This window comes from Leifsonia sp. 1010 (assembly GCF_031455295.1).
Lineage (GTDB): Bacteria > Actinomycetota > Actinomycetes > Actinomycetales > Microbacteriaceae > Leifsonia.
The window spans coordinates 994,571-1,006,476 of the sequence record NZ_JAVDSL010000001.1 but is presented as its reverse complement, the minus strand read 5'-3'; the positions used below and the strand labels follow the sequence as shown (position 1 = coordinate 1,006,476).

At 68.6% G+C, this 11,906-nt stretch carries 12 protein-coding genes and 1 tRNA gene; 9 read left to right on the top strand and 4 right to left on the bottom strand.

Annotated features, from left to right (window positions below):
* Positions 1 to 86: 86 nt before the first annotated feature.
* Positions 87 to 656, top strand: coding sequence for a hypothetical protein (locus J2Y42_RS04875; RefSeq protein WP_309855532.1), 570 nt, complete (start codon positions 87 to 89; stop codon positions 654 to 656).
* A 57-nt stretch (positions 657 to 713) separates the two neighbouring features.
* On the opposite strand, the gene J2Y42_RS04870 is transcribed toward J2Y42_RS04875, so the two are convergent.
* Positions 714 to 797: transfer RNA gene (locus J2Y42_RS04870), tRNA-Leu, on the bottom strand.
* Between the two features lie 142 nt (positions 798 to 939).
* Between J2Y42_RS04870 and J2Y42_RS04865 the strand changes: the two genes are divergently transcribed.
* The 7 genes from J2Y42_RS04865 to pknB all read left to right on the top strand — a co-directional run bounded on the left by J2Y42_RS04865 (position 940) and on the right by pknB (position 9,879).
* A complete protein-coding gene (locus tag J2Y42_RS04865) occupies positions 940 to 1,677 on the top strand; it encodes a DUF3662 and FHA domain-containing protein (RefSeq protein WP_309855529.1) in 738 nt (245 codons plus the stop codon).
* Positions 1,674 to 2,264 carry an FHA domain-containing protein gene (locus tag J2Y42_RS04860; RefSeq protein WP_309855527.1) on the top strand — a complete coding sequence of 197 codons (591 nt, stop codon included), beginning with the start codon at positions 1,674 to 1,676 and terminating at the stop codon, positions 2,262 to 2,264. The genes J2Y42_RS04865 and J2Y42_RS04860 overlap by 4 nt, the downstream gene beginning before the upstream one ends.
* Positions 2,265 to 2,267: 3 nt before the next feature.
* Positions 2,268 to 3,518, top strand: coding sequence for a Stp1/IreP family PP2C-type Ser/Thr phosphatase (locus J2Y42_RS04855; protein ID WP_309855525.1), 1,251 nt, complete (start codon positions 2,268 to 2,270; stop codon positions 3,516 to 3,518).
* Positions 3,502 to 4,908, top strand: coding sequence for an FtsW/RodA/SpoVE family cell cycle protein (locus J2Y42_RS04850; protein WP_309855524.1), 1,407 nt, complete (start codon positions 3,502 to 3,504; stop codon positions 4,906 to 4,908). Before J2Y42_RS04855 ends, J2Y42_RS04850 begins: the two co-directional genes overlap by 17 nt.
* A 1-nt stretch (position 4,909) precedes the next feature.
* A complete protein-coding gene (locus tag J2Y42_RS04845) occupies positions 4,910 to 6,364 on the top strand; it encodes a penicillin-binding transpeptidase domain-containing protein (protein ID WP_309855522.1) in 1,455 nt (484 codons plus the stop codon).
* A complete protein-coding gene (locus tag J2Y42_RS04840; protein ID WP_309855520.1) occupies positions 6,361 to 8,106 on the top strand; it encodes a serine/threonine protein kinase in 1,746 nt (581 codons plus the stop codon). Before J2Y42_RS04845 ends, J2Y42_RS04840 begins: the two co-directional genes overlap by 4 nt.
* A gap of 78 nt (positions 8,107 to 8,184) precedes the next feature.
* Positions 8,185 to 9,879 carry a Stk1 family PASTA domain-containing Ser/Thr kinase gene (pknB, locus tag J2Y42_RS04835; protein ID WP_309855517.1) on the top strand — a complete coding sequence of 565 codons (1,695 nt, stop codon included), beginning with the start codon at positions 8,185 to 8,187 and terminating at the stop codon, positions 9,877 to 9,879.
* Positions 9,880 to 9,927: 48 nt separating this feature from the next.
* On the opposite strand, the gene J2Y42_RS04830 is transcribed toward pknB, so the two are convergent.
* The 3 genes from J2Y42_RS04830 to J2Y42_RS04820 are packed head-to-tail and all read right to left on the bottom strand — an operon-like array spanning position 9,928 to position 11,484.
* On the bottom strand, positions 9,928 to 10,566 hold the full coding sequence (locus J2Y42_RS04830; protein WP_309855516.1) for a glutamine amidotransferase-related protein: 639 nt from the start codon (positions 10,564 to 10,566) through the stop codon (positions 9,928 to 9,930).
* Positions 10,563 to 10,721 carry a hypothetical protein gene (locus J2Y42_RS04825; protein ID WP_018189050.1) on the bottom strand — a complete coding sequence of 53 codons (159 nt, stop codon included), beginning with the start codon at positions 10,719 to 10,721 and terminating at the stop codon, positions 10,563 to 10,565. Before J2Y42_RS04825 ends, J2Y42_RS04830 begins: the two co-directional genes overlap by 4 nt.
* A 1-nt stretch (position 10,722) precedes the next feature.
* Entirely contained in the window at positions 10,723 to 11,484 is a 762-nt protein-coding gene (locus J2Y42_RS04820) for a class E sortase (protein WP_309855514.1), read from the bottom strand.
* Positions 11,485 to 11,592: 108 nt separating this feature from the next.
* On the opposite strand from J2Y42_RS04820, the gene J2Y42_RS04815 reads away from it, so the two are divergent.
* Positions 11,593 to 11,853 carry a cell division protein CrgA gene (locus J2Y42_RS04815; RefSeq protein WP_018189048.1) on the top strand — a complete coding sequence of 87 codons (261 nt, stop codon included), beginning with the start codon at positions 11,593 to 11,595 and terminating at the stop codon, positions 11,851 to 11,853.
* Positions 11,854 to 11,906: the final 53 nt, after the last annotated feature.

Here is an 11,906-nt window from a genome sequence, read left to right as displayed (position 1 = left end):
TCGAAATCGGTCGGCCGCGACCTCGGTGGGGCAGAATGGGCGTGCGCGGCAGGGGGCCGGGCAGTATCCGCTTCGGGGGGAAGTCGATGAAGAGATCGTCTGTTTCGGCGCGGCGTGCGGCGTCGGTCCTGGCTGCGGCGGCGGCCATCGCGGCGACGTTCGTGACGGTCGCGCCCGCCGCCGCTGCCGAGCCGCCCGCGCAGTCCTGCTCGTACGACCTGGGCACACGCTCGCTGGTGTGCGTGGACGCCGGCGAGGATCTCAACCGGGCCGTGCTGGAGCAGACCAACCTGTTGGTGGTCACGCCGCCGAGCTGGCCGGTCGCCGCCACCGACGCCGCATCCGCCGCCCGCATCCTCCCCGAGGGTGTGCGCGCTACCTTCGTGCAGAGCCAGCTCTTCGACGACGCAGGCTACGGCGGATCGTTCTTCCAGATCACCAACTCGAGCGCCTGCAACGGAAGCACCACCTGGTACTTCGGCCCGCTCGGAAACGTCGGCTGGTCGGGCAGGGTCAGCTCGTTCAAGAGCTTCTCCGGATGCAGCACCAAGCTGTGGCAGGGCACGGCGTACACGGGTGCGTCCTACGGCTACGCCGTCAACGCGTCGTCGCTCGGCAGCATGAACGACCAGGCCAACTCGGTGACCCTCCGGTAGGCGTGCACCATGCAGAAAGGGCCGGATCGATGTCTCGATCCGGCCCTTTCACGTCCGTGCGCGAGGGGGGACTTGAACCCCCACGCCCTTGCGGGCACTGGCACCTGAAGCCAGCGCGTCTGCCAATTCCGCCACTCGCGCGAACCCAGGAACTCTAACACGACGCCGGGATCGTTCACGAATCCGGGCGTCCTCCGCAGGGCTGATCTTCACCGTATAGCCAGTCCCTTTTCCAGGGTTCCGACTAACATGCATGTAGTCATCGAGCCGGAAGCGGGAGACTGTGGGCATTCTGGACAACTTCGAGCGGGGGCTCGAGCGCGCCGTCAACGGCGCGTTCGCGAAGACCTTCCGCTCCGGGCTGCAGCCGGTCGAGCTCACCAGCGCGCTCCGCAAGGAACTCGACACGAAGGCCGCCGTGGTCGCGCGCGACCGCGTCCTCGCTCCCAACAGCTTCGTGCTGCGGATGTCGTCCGCCGACTACGCGCGCATGCGGTCGATGGGCGCGGCCCTCACCGACGAGCTGATCGACTTCGTGCAGAAGCACGCGGCGAGCCAGCACTACGCCTTCGCGGGCGGCATCTCCATCGACCTCGCGGAAGACTCGGACCTGTCCGTCGGGATGCTCCAGGTCGAGTCTGAGAACGTGAAGGGCGACGTCGCCTGGACCCCGGTCCTCGACATCAACGGCAAGCACTACCCGCTCACCCACTCCCGCACCGTCGTCGGACGTGGGGCCGACGCCGACATCACGGTCGACGACACCGGCATCTCCCGCCGCCACGTCATGATCACGTGGGATGGCCGCCGCGCCCAGGTGGAGGACCTCGGCTCGACCAACGGCACCAAGCTCGACGGAGAGCCCTTGCGCAAGGCGATCCTGGAGCCCGAGTCCGTCGTGACCCTCGGCCGCACCCGCATCGTGTTCCGCGTGCTCCCCCAGGCGGCGCCCGCTCCTCGTGGCCGTGCGGAGGACGCCACCCGGCGACACGACGTCGGCAACTTCTGGAGCCCCTCGTGAACCCGAGCGAGCTGACCCTGCTGGTGCTGCGGTTCGGCTTCCTGCTGGTCCTCTGGCTCTTCGTCTTCGGCATCGTCTACGCACTCCGCAGCGACATGTTCGGCCAGCGTGTCCGCAAGCTGCCGGAATCGGCTCAGCCTGCACCCGCCTCACCGTTCCCGGCCGGAGCCGCGGCGAGCGCCCCCGCCGCCGCAGCGCCCGCCGGCCCCACGGAGCCCGTGATGAAGTCGGCACCGGTCTCGTCGCTGCCGTCCGGCGCCAACCGAGCGGGCGGCCACACGAACGCGAGTGTGCAGAGTGCGCACCGCCTCGTCATCACCTCCGGACCGCGCGCCGGGACCGAGCTCCCCCTCGGCCGCGATCCCATCACCATCGGCCGCTCCGGCGAGTCGAACCTCGTCATCCGCGACGACTACACCTCCACCCACCACGCCCGCCTGCTCCTCTGGAACGACGAGTGGATGATCCAGGATCTCGACTCCACCAACGGCACGTTCCTCGACGGCCGCCGGGTGACCGTCCCGACCCAGGTCCCGCTCGACACGCCGATCAAGATCGGCACGACCACGTTCGAGCTGCGGCGGTAGACGGTGGCGGCGAACAAGGCGGCGGCCCTCTCCCACGTCGGGAAGATCCGCTCGAACAACCAGGACTCGGGCTACGCCGGCCGGGACCTGTTCGTCGTCGCCGACGGCATGGGCGGTCACGCCGGCGGTGACGTCGCCTCGGCGATCGCGGTCACCCGCATCCGCGAGGCCGACCGCGAGTACGCCTCCGCCTCCGAAGCCGAGTTCGCCCTGCAGTCCGCATTGATCGCCGCCAACTCGCTCCTCGCCGAGACCGTGTTCGAGCATCCCGAGCTCACCGGCATGGGCACCACCGTCAGCGCGATGGTCCGCGTCGGCGACCAGATCGCGTTCGCTCACATCGGCGACTCCCGCATCTACCTGTACCGCGACGGCGAGTTGAAGCAGGTCACGACGGACCATACCTTCGTGCAGCGCCTTGTCGACAGCGGCCGCATCACCGAGGAGGAGGCGATGGTCCATCCACGCCGCTCTGTGCTGATGCGCGTGCTGGGCGATGTGGATGCGTCCCCCGAGATCGACACCTGGACGCTCGACACGCGCCCGGGCGACCGCTGGCTGATCTGCTCCGATGGCTTGAGCGGCGTGGTGAAGCACGACGACATGCTCGCGGCGCTCGCGTCGAAGGACGGCCCGAAGCAGGTCGCCGACCGTCTGCTGAAGCACAGCCTCGACGCCGGCGCCCCTGACAATGTCACCGTCGTCATCGTCGACATCGCCGACACGGGCCGCGGCGACGTGGTGAAGGAGCCGGTCACGGTCGGGTCGGCCGCGTCGCCGCTCCAGTTCGGCGCCGAGCCGAAACCGACCACCCGCGCGGCGCGCCTTCCCGGATTGCGCCTGCACCCGATCCGTCCGGCGACGGGCCCCACGCACTTCGAGCCGCAGTCCGAGGACTACCTCGACGAGCTGATCGAGGAGGACGCCCGTCGCGTGCGGCGCCGCCGGCTCACCTGGATGATCGGCCTCATCCTGCTGGTCGTCGCCATCGTGCTCGCCATCTTCTTCGGCTATCAGTGGACGCAGTCCCGCTACTACGTGGGCATGTCGCCCGACCGGCACGTCGCGATCTACCAGGGGGTCCAGCAGGGCATCGGGCCCATCAGTCTCTCGCACCTGTACGAGGAGTCCGACGTGAAGGTGGACGACCTCCCGGAGTACGACAAGCAACAGGTGGAGCAGACCATCAACGCCGACGACCTTCCGGCGGCCAAGACGATCGTGGAGCAGTTGAGCGATGCCGGCGGACAGTAGGACGGCCGCGCGCGAGCAGGCGAAACCGACCCGGGACGCGACCGGGCCGGTCAAGCGGCTGCGCCTGCCCGCGAAGCTGCGCAACCGCGAGCTGTTCCTCCTCGTCATCGCGTGCGCCATCAACGCGGCGGCCGTCGTGCTGGTGCAGCTGGGCGCGCTCGGACACGTCGATCTCACGCTGGTCTACCTCGGCGCCGGGCTCTCGGCACTGGTGCTGGGCATGCACATCGCACTCCGGTTCGTCGCCCCGCAGGCCGACCCGTTCCTGCTGCCGATCGCGACACTTCTGACCGGTATCGGCATCGCCGAGATCTACCGCATCGACATCCACTACAAGGACGCCGGATGGGACAGCGCGGGCGTCAAGCAGATCGTGTGGAGCGCCATCGCGATCATCTGCGCGATCCTCGTCGTGGTCCTCATCCGCAACCACCGCATCCTGCAGCGCTACACCTATCTCTTCGGGTTCGCCGCGCTCGTGCTCCTGCTGCTGCCCATGCTGCCGGGCATCGGCCGCGAGATCTACGGCGCCCGGGTGTGGATCGGGATCGGCCCGTTCAGCTTCCAGCCGGGCGAGATCGCGAAGATCTGCCTCGCGATCTTCTTCGCCGGCTACCTGGTCCAGGCGCGCGACTCCCTCTCCATGGTCGGTAAGAAGTTCCTCGGGATGCGGTTCCCGCGCGCTCGGGACCTCGGTCCGATCCTCATCGTCTGGCTCATGTCGATGGCCGTCATCGTCTTCCAGCGCGACCTCGGAACCGGTCTGCTCATCTTCGGCCTGTTCCTCGTCATGCTCTACGTCGCCACGGCGCGCATCAGCTGGGTGATCCTCGGCCTCCTGCTCATCGTCGGCGGCGCCGTCGTCGCCAGCCAGGTGCTCCCGTACGTGCACGACCGCTTCGCGAACTGGCTGACCCCCTTCTCGCAGGGCGTCTATGACGCGCAGGGCGGCAGCTTCCAGCTGGTCCAGGGGCTGTTCGGGCTCGCGCACGGAGGGCTGATCGGAACCGGCCTCGGCCAGGGCCAGCCGTGGATCACCCCGGTCTCGCAGAGCGACTACATCATCGCGAGCCTGGGCGAGGAGCTGGGCCTCGCCGGCATCTTCGCCATCTTCGCGCTGTACCTGGTGTTCGTCGCGCGCGGCCTGCGCATCGGCTTCGCGGGGGCGGACGACTTCGGCAAGCTGCTCGCCGTCGGCCTGTCGTTCACCGTGGCGCTGCAGTGCTTCATCGTGATCGGCGGTGTGACCCGCGTCATCCCGCTCACCGGGCTGACGACGCCGTTCCTCGCCGCCGGCGGGTCGTCGCTGGTCGCCAACTGGATCATCGTGGCGCTGCTGCTGCGACTGTCCGACACCGTCCGCAATCAACCCCGGCTGGTGGTGAGCTGAGATGAACCGCGAGATCAAGCGCGTCAGCACGATCGTGCTGGCGATGTTCCTGGCGCTGCTGGTGTCCACCTCCATCCTCCAGGTGTTCCAGGCGGATGCGCTGGGTGCCGACGCGCGAAACACGCGTGCCCTGAACGACAGCTACTCGGCGCAGCGCGGCGCGATCCTCGTCGCCGGGCAGCCGATCGCGCAGTCCGTGCCGTCCAACGACGTCTACAAGTGGCAGCGCGTCTACAGCAACGGTCCCCTCTACTCGGCCGTGACGGGCTTCTTCCCGATCAACGGAGAGCCGACCGGCCTCGAGGGCGCCCTCAACTCCAAGCTGAGCGGCTCGTCGAACTCCCAGTTCTTCGAACGCGTCAACGCCATCCTGACCGGCAAGAACCCGCAGGGCGCGACGGTCGAGACGACGATCGACCCGGTGGCGCAGCAGGCGGCGTGGGATGCGCTGGGCGACTACCAGGGCGCCGTGGTGCTGCTGCAGCCCAAGACCGGGAAGATCCTGGCGATGGTCTCCAAGCCCACGTACGACCCGAACACCCTGGCGTCGCACGACGGCAAGGCGGTGGAGTCGACCTACGACCAGCTCCTCGCCGCCCCGGGCGACCCCCTCATCAACCGGACGATCGGCGGAGACCTGAACCCGCCCGGATCGACGTTCAAGCCGGTGATGAGCGCTTCCGCCTTCGGCACCGGGCAGTACACGAAGGACAGCCAGCTCCCCAACCCGGCCTCCCTCCCGCTGCCCGACTCCCCCACCGTCGTCAAGAACGACTCGCTCACGACCTGCGGGCCGGGCGCGACGGTCTCGATCGCGACCGCACAGATCCTGTCGTGCAACATCCCGTTCGCGGAGCTCGGGATGCAGCTCAAGCCCGAGGTCATCAAGGACCAGGCCGACAAGTTCGGGTTCAACCAGTCGTTCAACATCCCCATCCCGGTCGAGAAAAGCGTCTACCCGCTCTATCCCGACGCTGCCGCGCGCGCGCTGGGCTCCTTCGGCCAGAAGGACGACCGCGCGACGCCGCTGCAGATGGCGATGGTCTCGGCGGCGATCGCCAACGGCGGCACGCTGATGACCCCGAACCTGGTGGACTCCATCCGGTCACCCGATCTGCAGACGCTGGAGAGCTTCCAGCCCAAGGAGTTCTCGCAGCCGCTGAGCCAGCAGAACGCCGACACCATCAAGCAGATGATGGTCGACGGCGTCGATCACGGCGTGGCGAGCAATGCAAGAATAGGTGGGGTTCAGGTCGGCGGTAAGACGGGCACGGCGCAGAACGGGGATGACGACCCCTACTCGCTGTGGTTCACCGGTTTCGCGCCGGCGAACGACCCGGAGTTCGCTGTGGCTGTAGTTGTCGAAAATGGCGGTGGACAGGGTCAGAGCGGCACGGGTAACTCCGTCGCTGCCCCGATCGCGAGGAAAGTACTAGAGGCGGTGCTGAATAAATGAGACCCACAGCAGGGCTCACCTTCGGGGGACGTTACGAGCTGCAGTCGCGGATCGCGATCGGCGGTATGGGCGAGGTGTGGCAGGCCACCGACCTCGTCATCGGTCGTACCGTCGCCATCAAGATCCTGAAGGACGAGTACCTCGGCGACCCGGGCTTCCTCGAGCGCTTCCGTGCGGAGGCGCGCCACGCCGCCCTCGTCAACCACGAGGGCATCGCCAACGTGTACGACTACGGCGAGGAGGACGGAAGCGCGTTCCTGGTCATGGAGCTCGTCCCCGGCGAGGCGCTCTCGAGCATCCTGGAGCGGGAGCACGTCCTCAGCACCGACCGCACGCTCGACATCGTCGCCCAGACGGCGGCCGCTCTGCACGCCGCTCACGCCGCCGGTCTCGTCCACCGCGACATCAAGCCAGGCAACCTCCTCATCACGCCCGACGGTCGCGTCAAGATCACCGACTTCGGTATCGCCCGGATCGCCGACCAGGTGCCCCTCACCGCGACCGGCCAGGTCATGGGCACCGTGCAGTACCTCTCTCCCGAGCAGGCCTCCGGTCACCCCGCCTCCCCGACCACCGACATCTACTCGCTCGGGATCGTCGCGTACGAGTGCCTGGCCGGCCGACGGCCGTTCACCGGCGAGTCGCAGGTCGCCATCGCCATGGCGCAGATCAACGAGGCGCCGCCGGAACTCCCCGCCACCGTCGCGGAGCCCGTGCGCAACCTCGTGTTCGCGTGCATCGCCAAGAACCCGGCCGACCGCCCCGCCTCCGCCGCCCACCTGGCGCGTGCCGCCCAGGCGCTCCGCCGCGGCGACGTGCGCGCCGCCGCCCAGTCCGTGCCCGCTATCCTCGGGGGCGCAGCCCTGACCGATGCCGCGACCGTCCTCATGCAGCCGCCCGCGGCTCCGACGGCCGCGACCACCGTGCTCCCGGCGACCGCCGTCGCGCCGGTCGTCGACGAGGAGGCCGCCGCCCCCGTCGAGGAGCGCAAGCGCAGCCGCTGGACGTGGCCGCTGATCGCGCTCATCGCCCTGCTGGCGCTCGTCCTGATCGGCACGATCATCACGCTGGTGGTCGCGCCGAAGACGGCTCCGACGCCCACGCCGTCGACCACTCCGACGCAGACGCAGCCGACGTCGCCGAAGCCCACCCCGACGCCCACCAGCAACACGGTCCAGATCACGGAGAGCGACTTCCTCGGCCTCACCGCCGACCAGGCCCGCGACAAGCTGCAGGGCCTCGGGATGGTCGCGGACGTCTCGCAGGGCAACGCGGCGACCACCAACGACCAGGCCAACAAGGTCTACTCGGTCAACCCGACCGGCCCGGTGCCGAAGGGCTCGACCGTCTCGGTGAAGGTCTACGGACCCGTCGCGCCGATCCCGACGCCGACCGACACCGTCTCGGCCACGCCGCCGTCGGGTCAGGGCACCCCGAACTCGCAGATCACGGTCAACTTCGGTTCCGCCACCTGCCCCGCAGGACAGAACCTGGTCGGCCGCCGCCTGTACATCAACGGGCAGCCGCAGACTCCGGTCAACGACACCAAGATGGTGTGGTCGCCGAGCACCGCGGCCACGTACCAGCTGACGTACACGATCTTCTGCGGTGAGTCGGTGGAGTCGAGCCAGTCGCCCGCGACGTCGTACGAGGTCGTCGCCGCACCGCCGACCTCTGGCGGTGGAGGCGGCGGCACCGGAGGAGGGACCGGCGGCGGCGGGACCGGCGGCGGCAACGGCTGAGCAGCCGAATACGCCCGAGGAGACATCCAGAATCGCCCCGCTACACTAGCCGGAGTCGTCACCGAGAAGGAGTTCGCATTGAGCCCAGATAGCCGCCTGCTCGCAGGCCGATATCAGGTGGGCGAACTCATCGGCCGGGGCGGTATGTCGGACGTCCATCGCGGCACCGACACCCGCTTGGGCCGCACGGTCGCCATCAAGCTGCTCAAGCCGTCCCTCGCCACCGACCCGGCGTTCCGCACCCGGTTCCGCCAGGAGGCGCAGGCCGCGGCTCGCATGACGCACCCGACGATCGTCCGCGTCTTCGACGCCGGCGAAGAGACGGTGCGCGAGCCGAACGGCCACGAGGCGCAGCTGCCCTTCATCGTCATGGAGTACGTCGACGGCGTCCTCCTCAAGGACCTCATCAAGAAGGGCCCCCTGGAGCGTGCGGAGGCCGTGCGCATCACCGAGGGCATCCTCACCGCGCTCGAGTACTCGCATCGCGCCGGCGTCGTGCACCGCGACATCAAGCCGGGCAACGTGATGATCACGAAGACCGGACAGGTGAAGGTGATGGACTTCGGCATCGCCCGCGCCATCAGCGACTCCTCGGCGACCGTGGCGCAGACCACCGCGGTTCTCGGCACGGCCAGTTACTTCTCTCCGGAGCAGGCCAAGGGCGAGTCCGTCGACGCCCGCACCGACCTGTATTCCACCGGCGTTGTGCTATTCGAGATGCTGACAGGGCGTCCGCCGTTCCGCGGTGACACCCCGGTCGCGATCGCGTACCAGCACGTCAGCGAGACCGCCGTCCCGCCGAGCACCATCAACCCCAAGGTGTCGCCGGCGATGGATGTCGTCGTCGCCCGCGCGATGACGAAGGACCGCTTCGAGCGCTACCAGACGGTGGCGGAGTTCCGTGCCGACCTCGAAGAGGCCGCCGCGGGCCGCATCCCGAAGCGCAAGCATGAGGACGAGCTGGCCGAGACCCTGTTCGGCGCTCCGCCGAGCGCCGTCTCCGGTCCGGAGGCCGCGTTCCGTCAGCTGGCCGAAGACCAGACTATGACGCGCACCCAGCGTCGCCCACCGGTGATCTGGATCTGGGCGGGCATCGCGATCATGGCGGTCGTCATCGTGGCCGTGCTCGCCTGGGTGCTGCGGCTCGCGCCGAGCACGACGATGCCGGACTCGTCGCACAAAGTGCCGAACCTGTCGGGCCAGACGCTCGACAAGGCCACCGCGCAGCTCGACGACATGAAGCTGAAGTGGGCGCAGGTCACCGAGGCGAGCCCCACTTACGCCGAGGGCCAGGTGATCCGGACGGATCCGGGTGCCGGCATCGTGGTGGCGTCGGGCGACACCATCACGCTCTACGTCTCGACCGGCAAGAAGACCGTCACCGTCCCGGATGTCCACAACATGACCGTGGATGCTGCAACGCAGGCGCTCCAACAGGCGGGGCTCACCGTCGGCCCGACCACCTCGGAGAACTCGTCGAGCGTGCCCGCGAATGTGGTGATCAAGACGGATCCGGCCGCGAACACCTCGGCGCACGAGGGCGATCCGATCGGCCTCCATGTGTCGAGCGGCAAGGTGACTCTGACCGATCTGACCGGTCAGACCATCCAAGCGGCCACCGGGATCCTGTCGCAGCTCGGCCTGACCGGCAATCCGAAGCCCGACCCCAGCTGCCCGCAGGACAAGGGCGCGACGATGGTGCACACCCAGTCGGTCAGTCCGGGCGATGTGCCCCAGGGCACGACGGTCGACCTCACGTACTGCTCGGGCTGAGTCCGAGCGGCCGGCGGGGTTCGGCTCGCGTCTGGGTCAGCGCCTGGCTCAGCCCAGCTTGACGAGCGGGTTGAGCGAGCGGGATGCCTCCGCGGCGCCCGCCAGACCGGCTACCTCGAGCCAGTTGCCGAGCATCCGGTAGCCGCCCTCGGTGAGCACCGACTCCGGGTGGAACTGGACGCCGTAGATCGGCGCGTCTGCGTGCTGCAAGGCCATGATCACGCCGCCGGCGGTGCGCGCGGTCACGTGAAGATCCTCGGGGAGCGTCCCGTCGACCACGGCCAGCGAGTGGTACCGCGTGGCCGTGAACGGCTGAGCGACACCGTCGAACAGGGCGCTATCGTCGTGGGTGACCTGCGAGGTCTTGCCGTGCATGAGTTCTTCGGCGTTGGTGACCACGCCGCCGAACGCCTCCGCGATGGCCTGGTGCCCGAGGCACACACCGAGGAGCGGCTGGCCGGTGCGCAGGGCCTGTTCGACAGCCGGGATGGAGACTCCCGCGTCGGCCGGCTTGCCCGGTCCGGGTGAGACGAGCACGGCGTCGTACTCGGCGAGCTTCGCGGGGAGGTCGGCCACGGCGACGTCGTCGTTGCGCACGACGTCGGTCTCCGCGCCGAGTTCGCGCAGGTAGCCGTTCAGCGTGTAGACGAAGCTGTCGTAGTTGTCGATGACGAGTACGCGAGTCACGGCCCCACGGTACCTTCCTGCGGCCCGAGGAGCGAATCCACCCAGGGGAACACCCAGGTCACCAGGGCGAACAGCACCACGGCCACGAGCACGAGCAGCAGGATGATGCGCAGCCAGACCGGACCGGGCAGCACGCGCCACAGAGCTCCGTACATGTCAGCCTCCCTGCCCGACCGCTGCGGCGATCTCGCTCGGAACGTCCTGCGGCGGTGCGAACGACTGGAAGACGTTGTAGGCGATGAGCCGCTCCCCCGCGTGGAACGGCGGATTGCAGGTCGTGATGGTCATGAGCCGCTCAGTGGGGGTGGCTTGCGGCTGACGGGGAACGGGCAGCAGGACTTGGACGGCCGAGGGCTGCACGTACTCGAAGTTGCGGAAGGTGTAGGTGTACCAGCCGTCGGCGGTCTGCACGTAAATCCGGTCGCCGATGCGCAGCTTGGAGAGGTCGATGAAGGTGTTGCCCCATCCCGAGTCGTGGCCGGCGACGGCGAAATTGCCGACCTGACCCGGCAGCTGCGTGTCGATGTAGTGGCCGACCCCCGCGGTGTAGCTGTTGAGAACGCGTTCGACATCGACGGTCTGTCGGATGGTCCGCTTCCAGTCCGGCCCGAGCCGCGGGACGTAGATGACCGCGAACGGCTGATACGGAGCGGGCTTCGCCATCACGGGCGGATCGACCTGTGCGGTGGAGGTCTCGGGCGTGGGCTTCGGCGCCTTCATGGCGTCGTCGATCCACTTCTGGCTCTGCTGGGCGGCGGCGTTCGTCTGCTGGCCGGCCAGGACGAGGTTGTTCCACCAGATCTGCCAGCCGAGGAACAGCAGGACCAGGACTCCGGCCGTGATCAGCAGCTCACCGAGGACGCCGACCACCGTCGGTCGGCGATGCGGCCGTCCGGCGCGGGTTCCCCTCGAAGTCACGTCGCTGATTCTAGGGATGCTCGCTGAGAATCGTCACGGTTGTCCACAGGCCTCCCCCGGACGGGGGGATCAACGTCCTCAGGAGCTTCCCCGCTACACTGTGGTGCTATGGCACGCAGCAAGTCCAAGACCAGAACCGAGCGCCCCGTCCGCGCCGAGCGCAGCGCCGCGGCATCCGGCGAAGAGGCCCCGAACCCCGTATGGTTCAAGCCGGTTATGTTCGGCTTCATGCTGCTCGGCCTGATCTGGATCATCGTCTTCTACGTCAGCCAGAACCAGTACCCCATCCCCGCGCTCGGCGCCTGGAACATCCTCGTCGGCTTCGGCATCGCGTTCATCGGCTTCCTGATGACCACGCGCTGGCGGTAGCCCGCGATTCTCCGTGTCTTGTGAGGCCCGGGACGGCATCAGCCGCCCCGGGC